The sequence below is a fragment of the Pseudomonas sp. TH49 genome (assembly GCF_016650625.1).
Classification (GTDB): Bacteria; Pseudomonadota; Gammaproteobacteria; order Pseudomonadales; family Pseudomonadaceae; genus Aquipseudomonas; species Aquipseudomonas fluorescens_H.
On sequence record NZ_JAEKFL010000002.1, the window covers coordinates 2,576,419 to 2,600,333 of the forward strand.

Consider the following 23,915-nt stretch of genomic DNA (forward strand, 5'->3'; position numbering starts at 1 on the left):
GCAGCAACTCGATATCAGCTCAAACCCAAATGGCATCCCACAGCGGATAGTCTCCAAGCCTCTCCACTAGACCAGCCCGCAACGGGTTGGCCACGATATACCGAGCCAACTTCACCAGATCTTCTTCTCTGCGCAATGCACGATCATGAAAGCCAGATTGCCAAAGACTGGTCTTTCGACCCGTCGAGAGATTCACGGCTTTGGTGCTGAGGGATTTTGTACGCTGCATCAACTCGCTGAGCGAATCACGCTTCAATTCAATCAGCCAATGAAAATGATCTGGCATGACGACCCAGGCCAACGAATTGGCAAACCCCATCTCCTCTGCGATGCGAAATTGGCTGACGACCAATCGACCCAGTGCAAAGTCGCTGAAAACAGGCTGCCTTCCCGCCGTATTGGTAGTCAGTAAGTAGATGCGGTTTTGTTCGGAGTAGCGACCAATGCGCAAACGATTTGAAGCAGATAGATCCAGCATTCCTTTGCCTTTTCATGTCCTGATTATGAAAAGGCTAGTTCAGTGAATTTCCGAGCAAGCGTCAGACGTTTAGCAGGATGTGTACGGAAGATCGCCTTCGCGAGCAGGCTCGCTCCCACAGTGGACTTGGGTATTCAGACATTTGGTGTCTAAACACAAATCCAATGTGGGAGCGAGCCTGCTCGCGAAAGCGGTTAATCAGACGCTACAGATCAAGCCGCCACCCCCGCATCCGCCCTCAAATCCAGCGCCTCCACCGCTTTGATCGCCACCTGCTCATCAATATCCGACAGATCGCCGCTGATCCCGATCGCGCCCAGCACGTTGCCTGCCTGATCACGAATCAACACCCCGCCCGGGGCCGGGACGACGCTGCCCTGGCCCATGCTGTTGAGTGCGGCGATGAACGCCGGGCGTTGTTGGGCGTCCAGCGCCAGCAAGCGTGAGCCCTTGCCCAGGGCGATGGCGCCCCAGGCTTTGCCGATGGCGATGTTGGGGCGCAGCAGGCTGGCGCCGTCTTCGCGTTGCAGGGTGATCAGGTGGCCGCCGGTATCGAGTACCGCGATGGTCAGCGGCGCGGCGTTGATGCCGCGTCCGGTGCTGATGGCCTGATTGACCAGGTTGACTGCGACTTTCAAGGTTAAAGCGCTCATGGTGCCGTCCTCATTTTGTTATTGGGAAAGTCGTGGGGCTGCGCTCAAGTGCCGCAGACCGATGCCACAAATAGAACACAATGAATTATTTTTTTGTATACAATAATTCTCGAAAGGCGCCACATGCGACGAAAAGCCACAGCAAAACCGGCTTCCGACGAATGAAACAGACGCTTGAGAAAATGGATTGACCTGCGCCGTCCGCCGTGAATACACTCTGCGCAAAGCCACTTGTATACAATTACAAAACGTAAAGAGGCACAAAACCATGAGCAAAATGAGAGCAATCGAAGCCGCCGTTCTGGTGATGCGCCGTGAAGGGGTTGATACCGCTTTTGGCATTCCGGGTGCTGCGATCAACCCGCTGTACTCCGCCCTGCAGAAAGTCGGTGGCATCGATCACGTCCTCGCTCGCCACGTCGAAGGCGCGTCACACATGGCCGAGGGTTACACCCGCACCAAGGCCGGCAACATCGGCGTGTGCATCGGTACGTCCGGCCCTGCCGGTACCGACATGGTCACCGGGCTCTACAGCGCCTCGGCCGACTCTATCCCTATCCTCTGCATCACCGGCCAGGCACCCCGCGCCCGTATGCACAAGGAAGACTTCCAGGCGGTCGACATCACCAGCATCGTCAAGCCCGTCACCAAGTGGGCGACCACGGTTCTGGAGCCGGGCCAGGTGCCTTACGCGTTCCAGAAAGCCTTCTACGAAATGCGCTCCGGCCGTCCAGGCCCGGTGCTGATCGACCTGCCGTTCGACGTGCAGATGGCTGAAATCGAATTCGACATCGACGCCTACCAGCCGCTGCCGCTGGCCAAGCCAACTGCGACCCGGATTCAGGTCGAGAAGGCTTTGGCCCTGCTGGATCAGGCCGAGCGTCCATTGCTGGTGGCCGGCGGCGGCATCATCAACGCCGACGCCAGCGATCTGCTGGTGGAGTTCGCCGAGCTGACCGGTATTCCGGTGATCCCGACCCTGATGGGCTGGGGCACCATTCCGGACGATCACCCGTTGATGGTCGGTATGGTCGGTCTGCAGACCTCGCACCGTTACGGCAACGCCACGCTGCTCAAATCCGACGTGGTACTGGGCATCGGCAACCGTTGGGCCAACCGTCACACCGGTTCGGTCGACGTCTACACCGAAGGCCGCAAGTTCATTCACGTTGACATCGAAGGCACGCAGATCGGCCGCGTGTTCACTCCGGATCTGGGCATCGTCTCCGACGCTGCTGCCGCGCTGACCGTGTTCATCGAAGTCGCCCGTGAATGGCAAGCCGCCGGCAAGCTGAAAAACCGTAGCGCCTGGCTGCAGGATTGCCAGCAACGCAAAGCCAGCCTGCACCGCAAGACCCACTTCGACAACGTACCGGTCAAGCCGCAGCGCGTTTACGAAGAGATGAACCAGGTGTTCGGCAAGGACACCTGCTACGTCAGCACCATTGGTCTGTCGCAGATTGCCGGCGCGCAGTTCCTGCACGTCTACAAGCCGCGTCACTGGATCAACTGCGGTCAGGCCGGCCCGTTGGGCTGGACCATTCCGGCGGCGCTGGGCGTGGTCAAGGCCGATCCGAGCCGGAAAGTCGTGGCCCTGTCGGGGGACTATGACTTCCAGTTCATGATCGAGGAGCTGGCGGTCGGTGCTCAGTTCAAACTGCCTTACATCCACGTCGTGGTGAACAACTCGTACCTGGGGCTGATCCGTCAGGCCCAGCGCGGGTTCGAAATGGACTACTGCGTGCAGCTGTCCTTCGATAACCTGAACGCGCCGGAACTCAACGGTTACGGTGTCGACCACATCGCAGTCGCCGAAGGCCTCGGCTGTAAAGCCCTGCGGGTGTTCGAACCGTCGGAAATCGCCCCTGCCCTGCGCAAGGCCGAACAGATGATCGAAGAGTTCAAGGTACCGGTGATTGTCGAGATCATCCTGGAGCGTGTGACCAACATCTCCATGGGGACCGAGATCAACGCCGTCAACGAATTCGAAGACCTGGCACTGGTCGGCAACGACGCGCCAACGGCGATTTCGTTGCTTGATTAACTGCTGACCGCTCTCCCTGTGAGAGCGGGCCATGTGGCGAGGGAGCTTGCTCCCGCTGGGGCGAAGCTGCCCTGAAAATCCTGGGTCTGCTATGCAGCCCAGCGGGAGCAAAATCCCTCGCCACACAAGCCCGCTCCCACAAGGGGATCCTCACAAGATTTACGGGAGACCACCATGCCGCGTTTCGCAGCCAACCTGTCCATGCTGTTCACCGAACAGGATTTCCTTGCCCGTTTCGACGCCGCCGCCAAAGCCGGTTTCAGTGGTGTGGAATACCTGTTCCCGTACGACTTCAGCTCTGCCGAAATCAAGGCCAAGCTCGATGCCAACGGTCTGACCCAAGTGCTGTTCAACCTGCCGGCCGGTGACTGGGCCAAGGGCGAGCGCGGTATCGCGTGTCTGCCGGATCGGGTCGAAGAATTCCGCGCCGGGGTCGATCTGGCGATTGCCTACGCGCAGGTGCTGGGCAACACCCAGGTCAACTGCCTGGCCGGTATCCGTCCGCAAGGCATTGATGATGTGACCGTGGAGAAAACCTTCGTCGCCAACCTCAAGTACGCGGCCGACAAGCTGCAGGCGGCCGGTATCAAACTGGTGATGGAAGCGATCAACACCCGCGACATCCCGGGTTTCTACCTGAACAACACGGCGCAAGCCCTGTCGATTCGCGAGCAGGTCGGCAGCGCCAATCTGTTCCTGCAATACGACATCTATCACATGCAAATCATGGAAGGCGATCTGGCCCGCACCCTGCAATCGCACCTGGGCGAGATCAACCACGTGCAGCTCGCGGACAACCCGGGGCGCAACGAGCCGGGCACCGGTGAAATCAACTACCGCTTCCTGTTCGAACACCTGGACCGCATCGGTTATCAGGGTTGGGTGGGTTGCGAGTACAAGCCGCTGACCACCACCGAGGCCGGTCTCGGCTGGCTCAAGAGCCACAACGCAATTTAAGAGCACTGCAAAACCCTTGTGGGAGCGGGCTTGCTCGCGAATGCGGTGGTTCAGTCAACACGGATATTGAATGTTCCACCGCATTCGCGAGCAAGCCCGCTCCCACCCAAGGCAACACCCCCTATTTCGCTTGAGCAAGACAAAAACAAGAGGATTTTCTCATGGCTAAAATCGGATTTATCGGCACCGGCATCATGGGCCACCCAATGGCTTCGAACCTGCAGAAAGCCGGTCACAGCCTGTTCCTGTCGGCGCATCACGACGCCGCTCCGGCCGATCTGGTCGCCGCTGGCGCCGTCGCTCTGGCCAACCCGCGCGAAGTGGCGCAGGAAGCTGAATTCATCATCGTCATGGTCCCGGACACGCCGCAGGTCGACGACGTGCTGTTCCGCGCCGACGGCGTTGCTGCCGGCATCGGCAAAGGCAAAGTCGTGATCGACATGAGCTCGATCTCGCCGACCGCCACCAAGGCCTTCGCCAAGAAGATCAACGAGAAAGGCGCGCAATACCTCGACGCCCCGGTATCCGGTGGTGAAGTCGGCGCCAAGGCTGCGACCCTGAGCATCATGGTCGGTGGCGACGCCGATGCCTTCGAACGCGCACTGCCGCTGTTCCAGGCCATGGGCAAGAACATCACTCTGGTCGGTGGCAACGGCGACGGTCAGACCGCCAAAGTGGCGAACCAGATTATCGTCGCGCTGAACATTCAGGCCGTGGCTGAAGCCCTGCTGTTCGCCTCGAAAAACGGTGCTGATCCGGCCAAGGTGCGTGAAGCGCTGATGGGCGGTTTCGCTTCGTCGAAGATCCTCGAAGTGCACGGCGAGCGCATGATCAAGGGCACCTTCGATCCGGGCTTCCGCATCAGCCTGCACCAGAAGGACCTGAACCTGGCCCTGCAAGGCGCCAAGGAGCTGAACATCAACCTGCCGAACACCGCCAACGCCCAGCAAGTGTTCAGCACCTGCGCGGCCATCGGTGGCAGCAACTGGGACCACTCGGCGCTGATCAAGGGTCTGGAACACATGGCCAACTTCTCGATTCGCGACAAAAAATAAAGCCACTGCCCCACCGCTTGAACCTGTGGGAGCGAGCTTGCTCGCGAAGAGGGCGTATCAGTCGACATGGATATTGCCTGATCCATCGCTTTCGCGAGCAAGCTCGCTCCCACAGGGATCTCTACCGCCCTTTCGAATAACAAGAATTCCGGGAGCCCGCCATGTCGGTCGATCCGCAACAACTGCTGCGCGAGCTGTTTGCCACAGCCATCGACGCGGCCCATCCGAACCAAGTCCTCGAAGCCCATCTACCTGCTGATCGCAGCGGTCGGGTGATCGTCATCGGTGCCGGCAAAGCCGCAGCTGCCATGGCGCAGGTGGTCGAGCGCTGCTGGCAGGGTGAAGTATCCGGTCTGGTGGTGACCCGTTACGGTCACGGCGCTCCGTGCGAAAAAATCGAAGTGGTCGAAGCCGCGCACCCGGTGCCGGACGCCGCCGGCCTGGCCGTGGCCAAGCGTGTGCTGGAACTGGTCAGCAACCTGAGCGAAGACGACCGCGTGATCTTCCTGCTCTCCGGTGGCGGCTCTGCCCTGCTCGCCCTGCCGGCCGAAGGCATTACCCTGGCCGACAAGCAGTCGATCAACAAAGCCCTGCTCAAATCCGGCGCGACCATCGGCGAGATGAACTGCGTGCGCAAGCACCTCTCGGCGATCAAGGGTGGCCGCCTCGGCAAGGCCTGCTGGCCTGCCACTGTGTATACCTACGCAATTTCCGATGTGCCGGGCGACCTCGCCACGGTCATCGCTTCCGGCCCGACCGTGGCCGACCCAAGCACCTCGGCTGAAGCGCTGGCGATCCTCAAGCGCTACAACATTGAAGTCCCGGCCTCGGTGCGCAACTGGCTGCAAAGCCCGGAATCGGAAACCGTCAAACCCGGTGATCCGAGCCTGGCCCGCAGTCACTTCCAGTTGATCGCCCGCCCGCAGCAATCGCTGGATGCCGCGGCGGTGAAATGCCGTCAGGCCGGTTTCAGCACATTGATCCTTGGCGACCTGGAAGGTGAGTCACGTGAAGTGGCGAAGGTCCACGCCGGCATCGCTCGGCAGATCATCAACCATGGTCAGCCGTTGGCGGCGCCGTGCGTGATTCTCTCCGGCGGCGAAACCACCGTGACCGTGCGCGGCAATGGCCGCGGCGGACGCAACGCCGAATTTCTCTTGAGCCTCACCGACAGCCTCAAGGGCCAGCCCGGCGTTTATGCACTGGCCGGTGACACCGACGGCATCGACGGCTCGGAAGACAACGCCGGCGCGATCATGACCCCGGACAGCTACGCCCGCGCCGCGGCTCTGGGCCTGAGCGCCAGCGACGAGCTGGATAACAACAACGGTTACGGCTACTTCGAGGCGCTCGACGCGCTGATCGTCACCGAGCCGACCCGCACCAACGTCAACGACTTCCGCGCCATTCTGATCCTTGAGAACTCTAAATCATGACGCCTGATAAAAAGGTCAAAATCCTCGCCACCCTCGGGCCTGCTGTCGACGGCATCGACGACATCCGTGAGCTGGTCGAGGCCGGGGTCAACATCTTCCGCCTGAACTTCAGCCACGGCGATCATGCCGACCACGCCCAGCGCTATCAGTGGATCCGCGAAGTCGAGCGCCAGCTCAACTATCCGCTGGGGATCCTGATGGATTTGCAGGGGCCGAAACTGCGCGTCGGCAAGTTCGCCGACGGCAAGGTGCAGCTGCATCGTGGTCAGGCGTTCCGCCTCGATCTGGACGCTACGCCGGGCGATGAACGCCGGGTGAACCTGCCGCACCCGGAGATCATTGCCGCGCTCGAAGCGGGCATGGATCTGCTGCTGGATGACGGCAAACTGCGCCTGCGCGTGGTCAGCAAATACTCCGACGCGATCGACACCACCGTGCTCAATGGCGGCGAGCTGTCGGACCGCAAAGGCGTCAACGTACCGCAAGCGGTGCTCGACCTCAGCCCACTGACCGCCAAGGATCGCCGCGACCTGAGCTTCGGTCTGGAGCTGGGTGTGGACTGGGTGGCGCTGTCGTTCGTGCAACGTCCGCAAGACATTCTCGAGGCCCGCGAACTGATCGGCGACAAGGCGTTCCTGATGGCGAAAATCGAGAAGCCGTCAGCAGTTGAACAACTGCGCGAAATCGCCGAACTGAGCGACGCGATCATGGTGGCTCGCGGTGACCTCGGCGTCGAAGTACCCGCCGAAAGCGTGCCGCAGATCCAGAAAAACATCATCACTACCTGCCGCGAGCTCGGCAAACCGGTGGTGGTGGCGACGCAGATGCTCGAATCGATGCGCTTCTCCCCGGCACCGACCCGTGCTGAAGTCACTGACGTGGCCAACGCTGTGGCTGAAGGCGCGGATGCGGTGATGCTCTCGGCCGAAACCGCGTCCGGTGAATACCCGCTGGAAGCAGTGCAGATGATGAGCAAAATCATCCGTCAGGTGGAGAACGGTCCGGACTATCAGACTCAACTCGACGTCAGCCGACCGAAAGCCGAAGCAACGGTGTCCGATGCCATCAGCTGCGCGATCCGCCGCATCAGCAACGTGCTGCCGGTAGCGGTGCTGGTCAACTACAGCGAGTCGGGCAGCTCAAGCCTGCGGGCGGCGCGGGAGCGGCCAAAAGCGCCGATCCTCAACCTGACGCCAAACCTGCAGACGGCACGGCGCTTGAGCGTGGCGTGGGGTATTCACTCGGTGGTCAACGATCGCCTGCGTCAGGTCGATGAAGTGTGTTCGACCGCGCTGGAAATCGCTCAGGCGCAAGGAATGGCCGAGCGTGGCGATACGTTGCTGATCACTGCCGGGGTGCCGTTCGGGCAGCCGGGATCGACTAATTCGCTGCGGATCGAAACATTGATCTGACTAGCGACACAAAACCTGTGGCGAGGGAGCTTGCTCCCGCTTCGGCTGCGCAGCAGTCGTCGTTTTTAGGGCATGACGGTTTTCACAGAAGAACCGCATTAACCCATTTTGGGGCCGCTTCGCGACCCAGCGGGAGCAAGCTCCCTCGCCACAGTTATTGGCAAGACCTTTTGATTTTCCAACTGCCCAGATTTTTTCAACATGCCTGCCAATCATTTCAACACCCACTGCCCCGACTGGGCCGAGGCTTTGCTCAACGGTTTCAGTCAGATATTCCTTCAGCGCCACCCGCTATGCGGCCTGTTGTGCCTGCTGGCGATCCTGCTCACTGCGCCGGTGCTGTTTGCCGGCGCGCTGCTCGGGGCGGTCGCTGGATTGCTCACTGCACAGCGACGTAACTATGCCAAGGCTGATCGTCAGGCCGGTTTGTTCAGCTACAACGGCGTGCTGCTCGGCTTGTTGCTGAGTCTGTATTTCCCCTGGTCACCGCTGCTGCCGCCGCTGATTCTGGCGGCTGGCGGCGTCAGTGCGATGCTCACTCAGCAATGGCTCAAACACGTTTACCGCAGTCGATCGATACCGGCCTACACCTCGCCATTCGTGGCCATCGGCTGGATCCTGCTGCTGTTCGCCGAGCCATCCGCGCCGACGGCGCACATCGAGATGAACACGCTGAACCTGCTCGCCGCAGGACTGCGTGGATTGGGTCAGGTGATGTTCCTCGAGCATCCGCTGGCCGGCGCATTGATCGGCATTGGCTTGTTGATCGCTGATCGCCGCGCCTTTTGCTGGGCATTGTTCGCGTCAGCCATCGGCCTTGCGTCCAGTCTGTTGCACCACGAAACCGGCGCGGCATTGCTGGGACTGGGCAGTTACAACGCGGTACTCGCCGCCCTCGCCTTCAGTGCGCAGCGCCAACAACCGTGGTTGCCGCTGCCGGGCATCGTCCTTGCGCTGCTGGTCACCCCGCTGTTCGTCGCTCTCGGTCTGGCGACGCTGACCGCGCCGTTCATCCTCGCTTGCTGGCTGATCCGCGCCGGGATCCAGATGCTCGGCAAAGCGGCCGTCGACGCCACGCCTTGCGCACAGGGGGACAATCAACCTAGGCTGCGCTGATCTTCAATTCAGGCGTTATCCATGGACAGCAGCAACAGTTGGCGCGAACGGCTTTACGTGATGATTTTCCAGAGCGACACCCTCGCCGGGCGGCGCTTCGACGGCACCTTGCTGTTGATCATCCTTGCCAGCCTGGTGGTGGTGATGCTCGACAGCATCGACAGCATTCACCAGAACTACGCCGACGTGCTGGCGTACATCGAATGGGGTTTCACCGTCATTTTTCTCGGTGAATACATCCTGCGCCTGTATTGCTCACCGAAACCGTTGCGCTACGCCTTCAGTTTCTACGGACTGGTGGATCTGCTGGCGATCGTGCCCGGAATTCTGGCGCTGTATTACAGCGATGCGCAGTACCTGCTGATCATCCGCATCATCCGGATGCTGCGGATCTTCCGCGTGCTCAAGCTCAGCCCGTACCTCAAGCAAGCCAACTACCTGATGTCGGCGCTACGTGGCAGCAAGCAGAAGATCGTGGTGTTTCTGGTCAGCGTCTGCACCCTGGTGACGGTGTTCGGCACCCTGATGTACGTGATCGAAGGCCCGGAACATGGCTTCACCAGCATCCCCAAAGGCATCTATTGGGCTATCGTGACGTTGACCACCGTCGGCTTCGGCGACATCGTGCCGAAGACCCCGCTGGGCCAGGTGATTTCGTCGCTGGTGATGATCACCGGTTACTCGATCATCGCCGTGCCCACCGGGATTTTCACGGCGGAACTGGCCAACGCCATGCGCGGCGAACAGCTGCAACATGACTGCCCGGTGTGCAAGAAAAACAGCCATGAACAGAACGCAGCGTTTTGCTCGCGGTGCGGCAGTCAGCTGTTTAAGAAAGTGGAATAAGCACAGAGCTTTTTAATCTTTAAACGACTATGCCAGCCCGGCTATAGTCGCTGGCAATACGGTATCACCCCCGACCGTTATCACCGACACAACAAGGAATGCGCAGTGAAAAAACTCTTTGGCGCCTCACTTCTCGCCGCCGGTCTTGCCTTTGGCAGCGTGGCTCAAGCCGCACCGACCCTGCTCAACGTCTCCTATGACGTGATGCGCGATTTCTACAAGGATTACAACACTGCGTTCCAGAAACACTGGCAGGCCGAGCACAACGAAAACATCACCGTGCAAATGTCCTTCGGCGGTTCGAGCAAGCAGGCGCGTTCGGTGATCGACGGCCTGCCGGCTGACGTCATCACCATGAACATGGCGACCGACATCAACGCCCTCGCCGACAACGGCAAACTGGTGCCGGAAAACTGGGTCAGCCGCCTGCCGAACAACAGCGCACCGTTCACCTCGGCCACCGTGTTCATCGTCCGCAAAGGCAACCCGAAAGCCCTGAAAGACTGGCCGGACCTGCTCAAGGACGGCGTGCAAGTGATCGTGCCGAACCCGAAAACTTCGGGCAACGGCCGCTACACCTACCTCTCGGCCTGGGGCTACGTGCTGAAAAATGGCGGTGACGAGAACAAGGCCAAGGACTTCGTCGGCAAACTGTTCAAGCAAGCGCCAGTGCTCGATACCGGTGGCCGCGCAGCGACCACCACGTTCATGACCAACCAGATCGGCGACGTGCTGGTCACCTTCGAGAACGAAGCCGAGATGATCGCTCGCGAGTTCGGTCGCGATCAGTTCGAGGTGATCTACCCAAGCGTCTCCGCCGAGGCCGAACCACCGGTGTCGGTGGTCGACAAAGTGGTCGACAAAAAAGGCACCCGCGCCGCCGCCGATGAATACCTGAAATACCTGTGGTCGCCGGAAGGTCAGGAAATCGCCGCCGCCAACTACCTGCGTCCACGGGACCCGGCAGTGCTCGCGAAGTACACCGACCGTTTCCCGAAAGTCGACTTCCTGTCGGTGGAGAAAACCTTCGGTGACTGGCGTTCGGTGCAAAAGACCCACTTCAATGATGGCGGGATCTTTGATCAGATTTATTCCGGCCAGTAAGGCTTAAGCGATAACGAAAAAGGCGACCTCAACAGGTCGCCTTTTTTGTGGGCATTGGAAATCACACAGTCCCCCCATGTGGGAGCGGGCTTGCTCGCGAAGGCGGTGTGTCAGATACATGTTTTTGACTGACACACCGCTTTCGCGAGCAAGCCCGCTCCTACAGAGGGATTGTTTGTCAGCCAGTTACATCGGCGGCGTGACGCCATCCTTGCCGGCGGAAATCGATTGCGCCGTCAACGTGCCGTCTGCGTCCTGTGTCACGAAGCTGACAATCTTCACCCCGACCTTGAGCAAGCTGCGATCCCCCGGCGTCAGGTTGACGATCGGCACGTCCTCCGGCACCAGGATCTTCTGCTGCCCGCCCTTGTAATTGACCGTCAGCACGCGGCCATTGCTGACCACCAGATCACCTACACTGCCATTGGTCATGCTGCTGCCCTTGGCCAGGTCGAATGGCCGATGGCCGTCGCCGCTGCCGGCCAGTTCCGGCGGGAACACATGCACTTCGAGCGCCTTCAGGGTTCCGTCCTCCTGGGGCATGGCGGCCGAGCCGATGTAGCTGCCGGGTTTGATGTCCTCGATATTGGCCAGGGTGACGGCGCGAATCCTGGTGTCCGGGTTCAACCGGATCACCACATTCTCGCCGCTGTTGACGTGGACTTTCAGCGAGTCGGCGCCGACCCCGGTGATCTCGCCGCGCACGCCGAGACGCATACCCGGGGCATCGGCGGCCTGCCCCGCAGTGGCACTGAGCAGGCCAAGCAAGGCAATCGTAGTCGTGTGACGCAGCAGCTGACGCAACATGGCAATCCTCCGTTGATGAACAGTAATAGCGCAGAAGTAAACATAAGCACGCTATCGAAGAACATGTAAGTGAATGTATCATCGACCCTCCCCGGCCGGACGCAAGGTTCGCCGATGGACGACACCCTGTTGGAAGCCAATCATTCCGCAACGGAATAACTGATATCAATCGAAGGCTTCTACCGCCGCTTCGGTACGTCCCTTAGCCTCACCGCATTCCCTTTCGCTGGATCGAGAAACCTTATGAACGCCACAACTCACGCAATGACCCGAGGCATGGTGCTGCTGTTCGCCTTCTGCTGCGGTGCCATCGTCGCCAACATCTACTACGCACAGCCAATCATCGGCCTGATCGCGCCAGACATCGGCCTCTCCGACACCATGGCCAGCTTCATCGTCTCGCTGACGCAGATCGGTTATGCGCTGGGCCTGTTCTTCCTGGTGCCGCTGGGCGACCTGCTGGAAAACCGTCGGTTGATGATCATCACTACGGTGGTGGCGATTGCCAGCCTGCTCGGCGCGGCGTTCACCAGTCAGCCCAACGTGTTCCTGCTGATCTCGTTGCTGGTGGGCTTCAGTTCGGTGTCGGTGCAGATCCTGATTCCGCTGGCTGCGCACCTGGCGCCGGAGGAATCCCGTGGCCGGGTGGTCGGCGGGATCATGGGTGGTCTGCTGCTGGGCATTCTGCTGGCGCGACCGGTGTCGAGCGTGGTGGCTGACCATCTCGGCTGGCGTGCGATGTTCATGATCGCGGCAGCTCTGATGGCGGCGATCAGCGTGGTTTTAGCGTTGACCGTGCCCAAGCGCCAACCGGATCACAGCGCCACGTATGGCCAGTTGATCGGCTCGCTGTGGACGCTGCTGCGCCAGCAACCGGTGCTGCGTCAGCGCGCGTTTTATCAAGGCTGCATGTTCGCCACGTTCAGCCTGTTCTGGACCGCGGTGCCGCTGGAACTGGCGCGCAACCATGGCCTGTCGCAAAGCGAAATCGCGATCTTCGCCCTGGTCGGCGCCATCGGTGCCATCGCCGCGCCGATCAGTGGACGCCTGGCTGACGCCGGCCACACCCGCATCGCTTCGCTGCTGGCCATGCTGTTCGCCAGCCTGAGCTTCCTGCCCGCCTTCATCCACCCGGCCTACAGCGTGATCGGCCTGGCCGTGACCGGCGTGGTACTGGATTTCTGCGTACAGATGAACATGGTCCTCGGCCAGCGCGCGGTGTACTCACTCGATGCCAAAAGCCGCGGTCGCCTGAACGCTTTGTACATGACCAGCATCTTCATTGGCGGCGCTTTCGGCTCGTCGGTGGCCAGTGCGGTGTATGAACATGGCGGCTGGTTGTGGATCGTGATTGTCGGTAGCGCGTTCCCGCTACTGGCGTTGTTGCGGTTTCTGAGTGCGTCGCAGCGTGGTTCTTTGGCAACGGCGTAAGGTGTCGAGCAGGCTCGCTCCCACAGGTTGCTCAATGGGCCTGAGGGAGCGATGACGCTTAATAGCGAACCAGTTTCTCCATCGCCGCATCCGCCAGAAACGAAGAGCGGCTTTTGACATTGTGTTCACGCACATAACGATCGATGCGCTGGATCACATAACCTGGCAACGTCACGTTGACCTTCTCGGTCTTGCCCATGTACGGCGAGATATCCAGCTCGAGCATCCCCCAGCCCATATCGGCAAACTCCGGATTATTGCGATGGGCCGCTGCCGACGTCGGCATGGGAATCGATTCCCCGTCCGCCGCTATCTCCTGCAGCATGATGTGAGCAATTTCAACGGCTGCGTTGTAGGCGTCCTCGAAGGTATCCCCAGCCGTGACGGCGCCGGGAATGTCAGGTATCTGAATACCGATGGCGGTGTTGTCGTCACCCCATTCGATGCAGATCGGATATTGCATTATGGATCTCCCTTGTTGCTGGCTGGCGGGTGGTGCAACCCGGCACGCCTCCTGATGCTTTTGACCGTCCCCAACGGTAAATCCTTTTTCGGGTGGGGAACGGGAATGGTGTAAGGGTTATAACGGTGAGTGAAGATGTGATGACTGCCGGTGACTCGATCCAGCGTCCAGCCTGCCTCCTCCAGCTCCTTGATCAATAGCCTGCTTTGCACCTACCGCCTCCTTACTCCGGCCGAATAAAAGTAACTCTAGAGTTATCTTTACTCAAGCACATAAATCTGCAGAACGACGTTCGGTTGTTTTACAGCATGTGATTGAATGGACGCGGATTACACTCAGCACCCTATTCCCTGTGGGAGCGGGCTTGCTCGCGAAGGCGTCGGATCAGCCAATACCTGTGCTGAATGTCAGACCGCTTTCGCGAGCAAGCCCGCTCCCACAAGGGGACTACGACAACTTTCAGATTTGCAGGAAGACTGATGGACCGCCTCGCCGCCATGGAAACCTTCGTCTACGTGGTCGAAACCGGCTCGTTTTCCGCCGCCGCCCGACGGTTGAATATCGGCCAGCCCGCTGTGTCGAAAACCATCGCTCAACTGGAAAAACGCCTGGCGGTCAGCCTGTTGCTGCGCTCGACCCGCGGCCTGACGCCGACCGAGGCGGGGCTGGCGTTTTTCGAGCGAGCCCGGCGCGCCATCGACGAAGCCAACGAAGCCGATAACACCGCCCGTGGCAGCGCCAGCGGTTTAAGCGGCAACTTGCGCATCAGCGCGGCGGTGACTTTCGGTCGCCTGCACGTCGTGCCGCAGCTGGGGCCGTTTCTCGAGCAGCATCCACAGCTGAACATCGACCTGATGCTCGATGACCGCAACATCAATCTGGTCGAAGAAGGCATCGACGTCGCCCTGCGCATGGGCCCGCTCAGCGACTCCAGCCTCACCGCCCGCAAGATCGCCGACTGTCGCCGCGTGGTGCTTGGCACCCCGGCCTACTTCGCCCGCCACGGCGAGCCAAGCTGCCCTGCCGATTTGGATCAGCACCAAGGCATCGTCTACAACCTCAGCGGCGGTGCCACCTGGACCTTCACCCAAGGCAGCGAACAGCAGACGCAAACCCTGACCGGCCGCCTGCGTGTCAGCGCCGCCGAGGGTTTGCGCGCAGCCGTGCTGGCCGATCAGGGCCTGGCCATCGCCTCGCAATGGATGTTCGCCCCGGAGCTGGCAAGCGGTGCGGTCAGGGCGGTGATGAGCGATTGGGGATTGCCGGATCAGGACTTGTGGGCGGTGTTTCCCACGGGGCGGATGGTCAGTGCGAAGGCGCGGGCGTTTGTGGAGTACATGGAAAATTTGCTGAAACACCTGACCTGAACCGGCCACGTTTCGTTTATTGCGATTTTCGTTTAATTCGAATAACGTTTCAGCATCCTCTATTCAGAATGCTGGAATCCATTATGTCGATTGTCCTTCACCCCTCTCTCAACCTCCCGGTTGAGCGCGAAGTCAAAGCCGCAATCGAAGGCAAACGCGCGCTTGCCGCCTACCTCGCGACTCAATTCGAAACCCAGCACATCCAGATTTTCGATGAGCAAAACCAGGCGCATCAGGTCGAGCTTCCGACGTCGGCACTGCGGCTACTGATGGATATTCTGGCGGAGCTGGCTCAAGGCAACGCCGTCAAAGTCGTACCGGTGCACGCCGAGCTGACCACGCAAGAAGCCGCCGATCTGCTCAACGTCTCACGCCCGCACCTGATAAAACTGCTGGAAAATGGCGAGTTGTCCTACCACAAAACCGGCAAGCACCGACGTGTGCGTTTCGCCGATTTGATGGACTATAAAACCCGGCGCGACACCGCCAGCGAGCAGGCAATGGCGCTTCTCGCGGAGCAGGCACAGGCGTTAAGGACAGGATACGAGTGAGGCATTCCCCTTTCACCGCTGTATACGATGCATGTGTTTTGTACCCCGCCCCGCTTAGAGACTTGCTGATGTGGCTCGCGCTTTCGGGGAGATTTCGAGCCCGATGGACCAAGGAGATTCACGGCGAATGGAAACGCAATTTATTGAAGAACCGAACCGATCTGACGATGGAGCAACTGGATCGCACTTCCGAGCTTATGGATCGTGCGATCCCGGATGCCTGTGTCTACGATTTTGAAGACCTGATCACCGGACTTTCCTTACCCGATACCAACGACCGCCATGTACTGGCTGCAGCCATACGCTGTGGCGCTGGGGTGATCGTGACGTTCAATCTGAAAGATTTTCCCGATGCCTGCCTCGCCCCCTATGGCGTCGAGGCCCAACACCCTGATGAGTTTGTCGAAAACCTGTTTCACCTTGATCCGGCAGCAGTTATCGCTGCAGCGCAACGGCAGCGCCAACAACTGAAATTGCCGCCAATGGAGGTCGAGCCGTTTCTTGACCTTTTGCGGCGCCAAGGATTGGTCGAGTCAGTTCGGGAACTGAGCACCTACCGTGCGATTCTCTGAATACTCGTTTTGGGAACACCAGATAAACAAACGGCGATCCAGAGATCGCCGTTTTTTCATCACTGCCCGAACTGTTTGCCCAACCCCGGCGGCACGCCGTGGATATCGGTGTCTTCCCATGGGCCGTTGGGGCTGATCGAGCGGCTCCAGCCGTTGTTCCAGCGGAAGTAGGTGCGCTGGCGGTAGAAGGTGTTGGGCTGATCGTCGAGGACATAGACCCCGAGTTGCTGATCCCAGTGGCTGTTGCCGCCCGGTGGCGGGGCGAAGCTGGCCGAGGTGCGTGGGACTGGCTTGGACGGTTTGGCCGGAATGCTTTTGCCCGGGGTCGGCGAGGTCGACGGGGTCGGGCTCGGTTGCGACGGCGGGATCGGCGGCAGACTGGTGGTCGGTTCCGGTCGGTGCACCGCACAGGCGCTCATGCCCAGGGCCATTGTGATGACTGCGATTCGGGCGAGACTGTGCATGGCGGTGCTTTCCTGTGGGTGCCGGTGGTTATTGGTCCGGGCTGTCGATGGTCAGTGTTTGCGGCGCGGTGGTGCTGCTGGCCAGAGGGCCGCTGCGACCCACCCACTCCCCGGCGGTCGGTTGACCGGCTCGGGAAATGCGCGCAACCAGTTGGACTTCAGGAAAGTTCGACAGTTTCAACTGCGGCATCATCGCATCGGCATCGCCCAGTTCGACGGTCACCGGCAGATCCGCCACGGTCAGACGCTTGGCCGCCAGCGGTGCCGGTGGGCCGGAAACGGCACGGGCGAAGATGAACACGCTGTCGCCCGGTTGCACCTTGCCTTTGAGTTCGCTGGCCAGATCGACGCGCACCTTGAGCAGCGCGGCAACCTTGGCGGCCGGCGTGGCGGCGACTTTACCGCCGCTGGCTTGCAGGCGCTCGGTGGCGCGCTCTATCCCGCCTTGCAGCGCGGCGCGGGAGTTGTCGTCCGCCGGCAGTTGCGCCAGCAGGCGGTTCCAGTAGTCGATTGCCTGCTGATAACGTTCACCCTCGAACGCGGCGATGCCGAGCAGGCCAAGACTGGTGACTTCTTTCGGATCGGCTTTCAGCGCTTCGTCGGTTAAAGCCTGGATCTTGTCCGACCACTTCTTGCCGTCAGCAAAGTATTGCGCCTGCGCCCACTGGCCGAGCAGTTCCGGCTGGCGACCGGCCAGGTTGGCGGCGCGCTCGAACATCTTCGCCGCATCCGCCGGACGTTCCTGGGCCATGTAGGTGCGCCCGAGGAAGTACAGGCCTTCCGCCGAATCCGGTTGCGCCGCAACAGCACGCTCCAGCCGCCGGGTCATTTCTTCCATCGACTGCGGTGCCTGGGCGAATTCGCGGGTCAGCTCGACTTTGTCGGCAGCACCGAAATGCAGATACAGCCCCAGCCCCAATACCGGCACCAGCACCGCTGCCAGCAGCGGCAACGGCTTGCCCAGTTTCGACACACGCGGTGCGGCAACGCCTTCGGTATCGGCGAGCAGCTCACGCGCCGCTTCGGCACGGCCGCTGTCCATTTGCGCCGCATCGAGTACGCCTTCAGCCTGCTGCGCTTGCAGCTCGGCGACACGTTCCTGATACAGCGCCACGTTCAGGGCAGTTCGATCCTCTTCACGCTGGGCGCGACGGCCACGCAAAACCGGAATCAGCAGAAAACTCAGGGCGACCAGAAGCAACAGCCCTGCGGCAAGCCAGAAATCAATCATTCTTGGTTTTTATCCAACAGTTGGTCGAGGCGCTGACGCTCTTCGGTGGACAGCGATGGCGGGGTCTCGGTGCGCTGTGCGCGACGCCGGCGAACGATCACTGCGATCACCACCAGACCGCCGAACAACAGGCCAGCCGGGCCGAACCACAGCAGTGCAGTCTTGGCATTGAGCGCCGGTTTGTAACGGACGAAATCACCGTAGCGATCAACCATGAAATCGATGATCTGCTGATTGTCCCTGCCCTCGCCGAGCATGCGGAAAATCTCTTTGCGCAGGTCGGCGGCAATCGGCGCGTTGGAGTCGGCGATGTCCTGGTTCTGGCACTTGGGGCAGCGCAGTTCCTTGGTCAGTTCACGGAAACGCTCGCGATCGCCTTCCTTGGCGAACTCGTAGGTGTCGATCGCGGCATGCGCCACACCGGCCAGACTCAGGCCCAAGACCACGGCAGCAATGAAACGCTTCATGGCTTGGCCTCATCGACCAGCGCCTGATACTTGGCCGCGAGTTTTTCGCGCCAGACCTGCTCGTCGATCACCCCGACGTACTTGTCGCGGATGATGCCCTTGGCGTCGATGAAGAAGGTTTCCGGCGCGCCGTACACGCCGAGGTTCAGGCCCAGCGAGCCTTCGTCGTCACGAATGTCCAGCAGGTACGGGTTGTGGAATTCGGCCAGCCACTTCAACGCATCGGCGTTGGTGTCCTTGTAGTTGATGCCGTAGATCACCACACCGCGCTCGGCCAGTTTGTTCAGCACCGGGTGCTCGACCCGGCAGGAAATGCACCAGGTGCCCCAGACGTTGACCAGCGCCGGTTTGCCGAGAATGTCAGCCTTGGTCAGGGTCTTGTCGCCCTGCACGCTCGGCAGGCTGAATTCCGGGAAGGGTTTGTTGATCATCGCCGACGGCAGCTCCGCCGGATCGAGGTACAGACCGCGATACAGAAACACCGCCACCAGCAGGAAAATCGCCAGGGGTACCAGCATCAACCAACGTCTCATGCAGCCGCTCCTTGCAGGCCGAGGGCTTCACGCACCTTGGCTTTGACCTTGACTCGATAACGCCGATCCAGCGCCGCCAGCAATCCGCCCAGACCGGTCAGCAGACCGCCGAACCAGATCCAGCGCACGAACGGTTTGACGTGAACCCGCACCGCCCACGCGCCGTTTTCCAGCGGCTCGCCCAGTGCGACGTAGAGATCGCGAGTGAAACCGGCGTCGATCCCGGCCTCGGTCATCATCGAACTCTGCACGGTGTACAGGCGTTTTTCCGGGTGCAGCACGCTGACTTCCTTGCCGTCGCGGATCACCCGGATGGTGCCCTTGTCGGAGGTGAAGTTCGGCCCTTCGAAGTGTTTGGCACCTTCGAAGATGAAGTGATAACCGGCCAGATCCATCGACTCGCCCGGCGCCAGACGCAGGTCGCGTTCGGCACTGTTCTGACTCGACAGCACCACACCGAGGGCGCATACGGCGATGCCGAGGTGAGCGATCTGCATGCCCCAGTAGCTGCGGGTCAGGGTTGGCAGGCCTTTGATCAGGCCCTTGTGGCGAGTCTTGTCGAAGATGTCGCGCACACCGGCGAGCAACACCCACGCGGCGAGCAGGAACGTCGCGATTACCGCCCAGTTGAAATCGCCGTAAGCGATACCGGCCACCACCGCCAATGCGACGCTGCCGAGCAGCACCGGGGTCAGCATGTTCGCCAGCCACTTCACCGGGGTGTCCTTCCAGCGCACGATCACGCCGACCGCCATCACCAGCATCAGCAACGCCATCAGCGGGATGAACAGCGCGTTGAAGTACGGCGGGCCGACCGACAGTTTGGCGCCGCTCAAGGCATCGAGAATCAGCGGATAGAGTGTGCCGAGCAGAATCATCGACGCCGCCACCACCAGCACCAGGTTGTTGCCCAGCAGCAGGGTTTCCCGCGACCACAGATTGAAGCCGACCTGGCTCTTGACCACCGGAGCGCGCAACGCAAACAGCGTCAGCGAACCGCCGACCACGAACAGCAGGAAGATCAGGATGAACACACCGCGTTCAGGATCGGAGGCAAACGCGTGCACCGAAGTCAGCACGCCGGAGCGCACGAGGAACGTGCCAAGCAGGCTCAGCGAGAACGCGGCAATCGCCAGCAACACCGTCCAGCTCTTGAACACGCCACGTTTTTCCGTGACCGCCAGCGAGTGAATCAACGCGGTGCCGACCAGCCATGGCATGAACGAGGCGTTTTCCACCGGGTCCCAGAACCACCAGCCGCCCCAGCCGAGTTCGTAGTAAGCCCACCACGAACCGAGGGTGATGCCGATGCCGAGGAAGGCCCAGGCGACGATCGTCCACGGCCGCGACCAGCGTGCCCACGCGGCGTCGAGACGACCACCGAGCAGTGCAGCGATGGCGAAGGCGAACGCCACCGAGAAGCCGACGTAACCCATGTAGAGCATCGGCGGATGCACAATCAGGCCGATGTCTTGCAGCAGCGGATTGAGGTCACGACCGTCGGCCGGAATCTGCGGCAGAATCCGCGAGAACGGGTTGGAGGTGAGGATCAGAAACAACAGGAAACCGGTGCTGATCATGCCCATCACCGCCAGTACGCGAGCGAGCATGACTTGCGGCAACTGCCGGGAGAACACCGACACGGCGAAGGTCCAGCCACCGAGGATCAACGCCCACAGCAACAGCGAACCTTCGTGGGCGCCCCACACCGCGCTGAACTTGTAGTACCACGGCAAGGCGCTGTTGGAGTTCATCGCCACGTAGGCAACCGAGAAATCGTCGGTCATGAACGCGTAAGTCAGCGCGCCAAAGGCAAACACCAGGAACGCGAACTGGCCCCACGCTGCCGGCTGGGCCAGGCTCATCCACAGACGGTCGCCACGCCAGGCACCGAGCAACGGCACCACGGCCTGCACCAGCGCGAAACACAGCGCCAGAATCATCGCCAGGTGACCGAGTTCAGGAATAAACAGTGCAGAAGTCATCGATCAACCCTCCTTCGCTTGGGTCGGTGCCGATTGACCACTGTCTTTCAACGCTTTGGTCACTTCCGGCGGCATGTACTTCTCGTCGTGCTTGGCCAGCACTTCATCGGCCACCACTACGCCGTCCGCGTTGAGTTTGCCCAGGGCGACGATGCCCTGCCCTTCGCGGAACAGATCCGGGAGGATGCCGCGGTAGGTGATGGTCACGGATTTGTTGAAGTCGGTCACGATGAACTTGACGTCCAGCGAGTCCGGCGAGCGTTGCAGCGAACCCTTCTCGACCATGCCGCCGGCGCGGATGCGCGTGTCGTGCGGGGCTTCGCCGTTGGCGATCTGGGTTGGCGTGTAAAACAGGTTGATGTTTTCCTGCAGGGCGCTGAGAGCCAGGCCGACGGCAGCGCCGACCCCGACCAGAATCGCCAGAATGATGATCAGACGTTTTTTGCGCAGCGGATTCACTTGCCGTTCTCCCGGCGCAGACGACGCGCCTCTTGTTGCAGATAGCGCTTGCGGGCCGCAATCGGTGCGACCACGTTGAGGATCAGCACCGCCAGACAGATGCCGTAGGCCGACCAGACATACAGGCCATGATGGCCCATGGCGAGGAAGTCGCCGAATGAAGCGAAACTCATCGCGCAGCCTCCAGACTGTTCTGCACTTCTTCTTTCACCCAACTGGCGCGGGCTTCGCGCTTGAGCACTTCAAGGCGCATGCGCAGCAACAGCACCGCACCGAAGAAGCAGTAGAAACCCAGCACCGTCAGCAGCAGCGGCAGCCACATTTCGGCCGGCATCGCCGGTTTTTCGGTGAGGGTGAAGGTCGCGCCCTGGTGCAGGGTGTTCCACCACTCCACCGAGTATTTGATGATCGGAATGTTGATCACCCCGACGATCGCCAGTACCGCGCAGGCCTTGGCGGCGCTGTCACGGTTGCTGATGGCATTGCCCAGGGCAATCACCCCGAAATACAGGAACAGCAGAATCAGCATCGACGTCAGCCGCGCATCCCAGACCCACCACGAACCCCAGGTCGGCTTGCCCCAGATCGCCCCGGTGACCAGCGCCACCGCGGTCATCCATGCGCCGATCGGCGCGGCGCATTGCAGCGCGACGTCAGCCAGTTTCATCTTCCACACCAGCCCGACCACGCCGCACACCGCCAGCATCACGTAGATCGACTGCGCGAGCATCGCCGCAGGCACGTGGATGTAGATGATGCGGAAGCTGTTGCCCTGCTGATAATCCGGCGGCGCGAAGGCCAGGCCCCAGACGACGCCAACGCTGATCAACAGCAACGCGGCAATGCTCAGCCACGGCAGAAACCGGCTGCTGATGCCGTAGAACCACTTGGGCGAGCCGAGCTTGTGAAACCAGGTCCAGTTCATACTGTTTCCATCACGGGTGCCGCTCATCGGTGTGAGCGGTCTCAGGGTCTTTGCTGGTTAAATTTTAACCAGACCTCATTATTCGCCGACGCTGATCTTCAGGCCAGCAGCTATTGCAAAAGGTGTCAGGGTGATCGCCAGGGCGGTCAGGCTACCCAGCCACAGCAGATACCCGGTCGCCGGCATGCCTTGCAAGGCGGCCTGCAAGGCGCCACTGCCAAGGATCAACACCGGGATGTACAACGGCAGAATCAGCAACGCCAGCAACAGGCCGCCGCGTTTCAAACCGACCGTCAGCGCCGCGCCCACCGCGCCGAGCAAGCTCAACACCGGTGTACCCAGCAGCAACGACAACAGCAACACCGGCAGGCAGGCGACCGGCAAACCGAGCATCAACGCCAGCAACGGCGAGAGCAGAACCAGTGCCAGTCCCGAGAACAACCAGTGTGCCAGCACCTTGGCCAGCACCAATAGAGGCAGCGGATGCGGCGAAAGGACCCACTGTTCCAGGGAGCCATCTTCGAAATCACTGCGAAACAGTCCGTCCAGCGAGAGCAGGACCGACAACAGCGCGGCCACCCAGACTAACCCCGGGGACAGGTTTTGCAAGACTTGAGTTTCCGGGCCGACGGCCAGCGGGAACAAAGCGATGACAATGGCGAAGAAAATCAGCGGATTGGCCAGTTCCGCCGGACGACGAAACAGCAGACGGGACTCACGGGCAACCAGCAGGCCGAACACACTCATACTGCCCAGTTCCCCAGATCGATATCACGATAACCGGCCGGCATCCGGCTCAGTGTGTGGTGCGTGGTCAACACCACCAGACCGCCGCGTTCGCAGTGCCCGGCCAGGTGTTCTTCAAGTTGCGCCACACCCTGTTTGTCGAGCGCGGTGAATGGCTCGTCGAGAATCCACAGCGGCGGGCTGTCCAGATACAACCGCGCCAGTGCCACGCGGCGTTGCTGACCGGCGGACAGGGTGTGGCAGGGAACATCTTCGAAACCGCGCAATCCTACGGCAGCCAATGCCTGCCAGATCGCCTCGCGCTCGGCCGGCCGATGCAGGGCGCAGAGCCAGGACAGGTTCTCTTCGGGGGTCAGCAGGTCCTTGATCCCGGCGGCGTGGCCGATCCACAACAGGTTGCGCGCCAGTTCGCTCGGCTGGGCGACCAAGGGCTGGCCGTTGAGCAGCACCTGACCGCTGGTCGGCTGCATCAACCCGGACAACAGGCGCAGCAGACTGGTCTTGCCGCTGCCGTTGGGGCCGCTGATCTGCACCATATCGCCACTGGCCAGTCTCAATTCGAGATTTTCGAAGAGCAGCCGCAGGTCTCGCTCACAGGCAAGGGCAACGGTTTGCAGGACAGGACTGGTCAAGGGATCACGGGCCTTATACGGTTCAAGTCGGCTCTGGCGCGGCCGTTAAAGAGATGCAGGATAAATGCAATGACGGTGCGAATCAGAGAGCTGGATCAAACAATTGCTATGTTTTCTGAACGAAGCGCAAGACGCGCGGCATTATACATGGCGTGCCTTACTCCCAAGCGTGCAATTTCC

General features: G+C 60.8%; 27 protein-coding genes. 12 read left to right on the forward strand and 15 right to left on the reverse strand.

Annotated elements, in window-relative coordinates:
- Positions 1-19: 19 nt before the first annotated feature.
- The gene (locus JFU48_RS28630; RefSeq protein WP_201138372.1) at positions 20-478 is read right to left on the reverse strand and encodes an REP-associated tyrosine transposase; all 459 of its coding nucleotides are present in this window, start codon (positions 476-478) and stop codon (positions 20-22) included.
- A gap of 212 nt (positions 479-690) precedes the next feature.
- A complete protein-coding gene (locus JFU48_RS28635) occupies positions 691-1,131 on the reverse strand; it encodes a GlcG/HbpS family heme-binding protein (RefSeq protein WP_003222968.1) in 441 nt (146 codons plus the stop codon).
- Between the two features lie 268 nt (positions 1,132-1,399).
- On the opposite strand from JFU48_RS28635, the gene gcl reads away from it, so the two are divergent.
- The 8 genes from gcl (at position 1,400) to JFU48_RS28675 (ending at position 11,101) form a co-directional block, all read left to right on the forward strand.
- Entirely contained in the window at positions 1,400-3,175 is a 1,776-nt protein-coding gene (gcl, locus tag JFU48_RS28640; protein ID WP_003222966.1) for a glyoxylate carboligase, read from the forward strand.
- Positions 3,176-3,349: 174 nt separating this feature from the next.
- Positions 3,350-4,132, forward strand: coding sequence for a hydroxypyruvate isomerase (gene hyi, locus JFU48_RS28645; protein ID WP_201138373.1), 783 nt, complete (start codon positions 3,350-3,352; stop codon positions 4,130-4,132).
- 161 nt (positions 4,133-4,293) lie between these two features.
- Positions 4,294-5,187 (forward strand): 2-hydroxy-3-oxopropionate reductase, encoded by an 894-nt coding sequence (locus JFU48_RS28650; RefSeq protein ID WP_003222962.1) that lies wholly within the window; start codon positions 4,294-4,296, stop codon positions 5,185-5,187.
- A 161-nt stretch (positions 5,188-5,348) separates the two neighbouring features.
- Positions 5,349-6,623, forward strand: coding sequence for a glycerate kinase type-2 family protein (locus tag JFU48_RS28655; RefSeq protein ID WP_201138374.1), 1,275 nt, complete (start codon positions 5,349-5,351; stop codon positions 6,621-6,623).
- On the forward strand, positions 6,620-8,035 hold the full coding sequence (pyk, locus tag JFU48_RS28660; protein ID WP_003222958.1) for a pyruvate kinase: 1,416 nt from the start codon (positions 6,620-6,622) through the stop codon (positions 8,033-8,035). Before JFU48_RS28655 ends, pyk begins: the two co-directional genes overlap by 4 nt.
- 201 nt (positions 8,036-8,236) lie before the next feature.
- On the forward strand, positions 8,237-9,151 hold the full coding sequence (locus JFU48_RS28665) for an urea transporter (protein WP_201138375.1): 915 nt from the start codon (positions 8,237-8,239) through the stop codon (positions 9,149-9,151).
- A 21-nt stretch (positions 9,152-9,172) separates the two neighbouring features.
- Complete coding sequence (locus tag JFU48_RS28670; RefSeq protein WP_095667160.1) at positions 9,173-9,997, forward strand: ion transporter; 825 nt, start codon at positions 9,173-9,175, stop codon at positions 9,995-9,997.
- 105 nt (positions 9,998-10,102) lie between these two features.
- Positions 10,103-11,101 (forward strand): sulfate ABC transporter substrate-binding protein, encoded by a 999-nt coding sequence (locus JFU48_RS28675; protein WP_201138376.1) that lies wholly within the window; start codon positions 10,103-10,105, stop codon positions 11,099-11,101.
- 186 nt (positions 11,102-11,287) lie between these two features.
- Here JFU48_RS28675 and JFU48_RS28680 read toward each other — a convergent pair whose 3' ends face one another.
- Positions 11,288-11,908 (reverse strand): DUF5666 domain-containing protein, encoded by a 621-nt coding sequence (locus JFU48_RS28680; RefSeq protein WP_201138377.1) that lies wholly within the window; start codon positions 11,906-11,908, stop codon positions 11,288-11,290.
- A gap of 243 nt (positions 11,909-12,151) precedes the next feature.
- Here JFU48_RS28680 and JFU48_RS28685 point away from each other — a divergent pair, with 243 nt between their 5' ends.
- Positions 12,152-13,339 (forward strand): MFS transporter, encoded by a 1,188-nt coding sequence (locus tag JFU48_RS28685; protein WP_201138378.1) that lies wholly within the window; start codon positions 12,152-12,154, stop codon positions 13,337-13,339.
- Between the two features lie 58 nt (positions 13,340-13,397).
- On the opposite strand, the gene JFU48_RS28690 is transcribed toward JFU48_RS28685, so the two are convergent.
- Together JFU48_RS28690 and JFU48_RS28695 are read right to left on the reverse strand one after the other, a co-directional pair.
- Positions 13,398-13,802, reverse strand: coding sequence for a type II toxin-antitoxin system HicB family antitoxin (locus JFU48_RS28690; RefSeq protein WP_003222952.1), 405 nt, complete (start codon positions 13,800-13,802; stop codon positions 13,398-13,400).
- Complete coding sequence (locus JFU48_RS28695; protein WP_103484786.1) at positions 13,802-14,014, reverse strand: type II toxin-antitoxin system HicA family toxin; 213 nt, start codon at positions 14,012-14,014, stop codon at positions 13,802-13,804. Before JFU48_RS28695 ends, JFU48_RS28690 begins: the two co-directional genes overlap by 1 nt.
- Positions 14,015-14,281: 267 nt before the next feature.
- On the opposite strand from JFU48_RS28695, the gene JFU48_RS28700 reads away from it, so the two are divergent.
- The 3 genes from JFU48_RS28700 (at position 14,282) to JFU48_RS28710 (ending at position 16,292) form a co-directional block, all read left to right on the forward strand.
- A complete protein-coding gene (locus tag JFU48_RS28700) occupies positions 14,282-15,169 on the forward strand; it encodes a LysR family transcriptional regulator (protein ID WP_201138379.1) in 888 nt (295 codons plus the stop codon).
- Positions 15,170-15,252: 83 nt separating this feature from the next.
- Positions 15,253-15,720, forward strand: a complete 468-nt coding sequence (locus JFU48_RS28705) for a helix-turn-helix domain-containing protein (RefSeq protein WP_201138380.1) — start codon at positions 15,253-15,255, stop codon at positions 15,718-15,720.
- Positions 15,717-16,292 carry a PIN domain-containing protein gene (locus JFU48_RS28710; RefSeq protein ID WP_103484789.1) on the forward strand — a complete coding sequence of 192 codons (576 nt, stop codon included), beginning with the start codon at positions 15,717-15,719 and terminating at the stop codon, positions 16,290-16,292. Before JFU48_RS28705 ends, JFU48_RS28710 begins: the two co-directional genes overlap by 4 nt.
- A 59-nt stretch (positions 16,293-16,351) precedes the next feature.
- Here JFU48_RS28710 and JFU48_RS28715 read toward each other — a convergent pair whose 3' ends face one another.
- The 10 genes from JFU48_RS28715 to ccmA form a co-directional block, all read right to left on the reverse strand.
- Positions 16,352-16,756, reverse strand: coding sequence for a hypothetical protein (locus tag JFU48_RS28715; RefSeq protein ID WP_003222950.1), 405 nt, complete (start codon positions 16,754-16,756; stop codon positions 16,352-16,354).
- Positions 16,757-16,784: 28 nt separating this feature from the next.
- On the reverse strand, positions 16,785-17,987 hold the full coding sequence (gene ccmI, locus JFU48_RS28720; RefSeq protein WP_201138381.1) for a c-type cytochrome biogenesis protein CcmI: 1,203 nt from the start codon (positions 17,985-17,987) through the stop codon (positions 16,785-16,787).
- Positions 17,984-18,454 (reverse strand): cytochrome c-type biogenesis protein, encoded by a 471-nt coding sequence (locus tag JFU48_RS28725; protein ID WP_201138382.1) that lies wholly within the window; start codon positions 18,452-18,454, stop codon positions 17,984-17,986. The genes ccmI and JFU48_RS28725 overlap by 4 nt, the downstream gene beginning before the upstream one ends.
- Entirely contained in the window at positions 18,451-18,987 is a 537-nt protein-coding gene (locus JFU48_RS28730) for a DsbE family thiol:disulfide interchange protein (protein ID WP_003222947.1), read from the reverse strand. The genes JFU48_RS28725 and JFU48_RS28730 overlap by 4 nt, the downstream gene beginning before the upstream one ends.
- The gene (locus JFU48_RS28735; protein ID WP_003222946.1) at positions 18,984-20,972 is read right to left on the reverse strand and encodes a heme lyase CcmF/NrfE family subunit; all 1,989 of its coding nucleotides are present in this window, start codon (positions 20,970-20,972) and stop codon (positions 18,984-18,986) included. Before JFU48_RS28735 ends, JFU48_RS28730 begins: the two co-directional genes overlap by 4 nt.
- Before the next feature lie 3 nt (positions 20,973-20,975).
- Positions 20,976-21,431, reverse strand: coding sequence for a cytochrome c maturation protein CcmE (gene ccmE, locus JFU48_RS28740; protein WP_003222945.1), 456 nt, complete (start codon positions 21,429-21,431; stop codon positions 20,976-20,978).
- Positions 21,428-21,604, reverse strand: a complete 177-nt coding sequence (gene ccmD, locus JFU48_RS28745) for a heme exporter protein CcmD (RefSeq protein WP_003222944.1) — start codon at positions 21,602-21,604, stop codon at positions 21,428-21,430. Before ccmD ends, ccmE begins: the two co-directional genes overlap by 4 nt.
- A complete protein-coding gene (locus tag JFU48_RS28750; protein WP_003222943.1) occupies positions 21,601-22,356 on the reverse strand; it encodes a heme ABC transporter permease in 756 nt (251 codons plus the stop codon). The genes ccmD and JFU48_RS28750 overlap by 4 nt, the downstream gene beginning before the upstream one ends.
- 78 nt (positions 22,357-22,434) lie before the next feature.
- Positions 22,435-23,103, reverse strand: coding sequence for a heme exporter protein CcmB (gene ccmB / locus JFU48_RS28755; RefSeq protein ID WP_003222942.1), 669 nt, complete (start codon positions 23,101-23,103; stop codon positions 22,435-22,437).
- The gene (ccmA, locus tag JFU48_RS28760; protein WP_201138383.1) at positions 23,100-23,735 is read right to left on the reverse strand and encodes a cytochrome c biogenesis heme-transporting ATPase CcmA; all 636 of its coding nucleotides are present in this window, start codon (positions 23,733-23,735) and stop codon (positions 23,100-23,102) included. Before ccmA ends, ccmB begins: the two co-directional genes overlap by 4 nt.
- Between the last annotated feature and the right edge of the window lie 180 nt (positions 23,736-23,915).

Bases quoted from the DNA above. Each gene is read 5' to 3' on its own strand.
- JFU48_RS28630 (WP_201138372.1), bottom strand. From the start codon at position 478: ATGCTGGATCTATCTGCTTCAAATCGTTTGCGCATTGGTCGCTACTCC.
- JFU48_RS28635 (WP_003222968.1), bottom strand. From the start codon at position 1,131: ATGAGCGCTTTAACCTTGAAAGTCGCAGTCAACCTGGTCAATCAGGCC.
- gcl (WP_003222966.1), top strand. From the start codon at position 1,400: ATGAGCAAAATGAGAGCAATCGAAGCCGCCGTTCTGGTGATGCGCCGT.
- hyi (WP_201138373.1), top strand. From the start codon at position 3,350: ATGCCGCGTTTCGCAGCCAACCTGTCCATGCTGTTCACCGAACAGGAT.
- JFU48_RS28650 (WP_003222962.1), top strand. From the start codon at position 4,294: ATGGCTAAAATCGGATTTATCGGCACCGGCATCATGGGCCACCCAATG.
- JFU48_RS28655 (WP_201138374.1), top strand. From the start codon at position 5,349: ATGTCGGTCGATCCGCAACAACTGCTGCGCGAGCTGTTTGCCACAGCC.
- pyk (WP_003222958.1), top strand. From the start codon at position 6,620: ATGACGCCTGATAAAAAGGTCAAAATCCTCGCCACCCTCGGGCCTGCT.
- JFU48_RS28665 (WP_201138375.1), top strand. From the start codon at position 8,237: ATGCCTGCCAATCATTTCAACACCCACTGCCCCGACTGGGCCGAGGCT.
- JFU48_RS28670 (WP_095667160.1), top strand. From the start codon at position 9,173: ATGGACAGCAGCAACAGTTGGCGCGAACGGCTTTACGTGATGATTTTC.
- JFU48_RS28680 (WP_201138377.1), bottom strand. From the start codon at position 11,908: ATGTTGCGTCAGCTGCTGCGTCACACGACTACGATTGCCTTGCTTGGC.
- JFU48_RS28685 (WP_201138378.1), top strand. From the start codon at position 12,152: ATGAACGCCACAACTCACGCAATGACCCGAGGCATGGTGCTGCTGTTC.
- JFU48_RS28690 (WP_003222952.1), bottom strand. From the start codon at position 13,802: ATGCAATATCCGATCTGCATCGAATGGGGTGACGACAACACCGCCATC.
- JFU48_RS28700 (WP_201138379.1), top strand. From the start codon at position 14,282: ATGGACCGCCTCGCCGCCATGGAAACCTTCGTCTACGTGGTCGAAACC.
- JFU48_RS28705 (WP_201138380.1), top strand. From the start codon at position 15,253: ATGTCGATTGTCCTTCACCCCTCTCTCAACCTCCCGGTTGAGCGCGAA.
- JFU48_RS28715 (WP_003222950.1), bottom strand. From the start codon at position 16,756: ATGCACAGTCTCGCCCGAATCGCAGTCATCACAATGGCCCTGGGCATG.
- ccmI (WP_201138381.1), bottom strand. From the start codon at position 17,987: ATGATTGATTTCTGGCTTGCCGCAGGGCTGTTGCTTCTGGTCGCCCTG.
- JFU48_RS28725 (WP_201138382.1), bottom strand. From the start codon at position 18,454: ATGAAGCGTTTCATTGCTGCCGTGGTCTTGGGCCTGAGTCTGGCCGGT.
- JFU48_RS28730 (WP_003222947.1), bottom strand. From the start codon at position 18,987: ATGAGACGTTGGTTGATGCTGGTACCCCTGGCGATTTTCCTGCTGGTG.
- JFU48_RS28735 (WP_003222946.1), bottom strand. From the start codon at position 20,972: ATGACTTCTGCACTGTTTATTCCTGAACTCGGTCACCTGGCGATGATT.
- ccmD (WP_003222944.1), bottom strand. From the start codon at position 21,604: ATGAGTTTCGCTTCATTCGGCGACTTCCTCGCCATGGGCCATCATGGC.
- JFU48_RS28750 (WP_003222943.1), bottom strand. From the start codon at position 22,356: ATGAACTGGACCTGGTTTCACAAGCTCGGCTCGCCCAAGTGGTTCTAC.
- ccmB (WP_003222942.1), bottom strand. From the start codon at position 23,103: ATGAGTGTGTTCGGCCTGCTGGTTGCCCGTGAGTCCCGTCTGCTGTTT.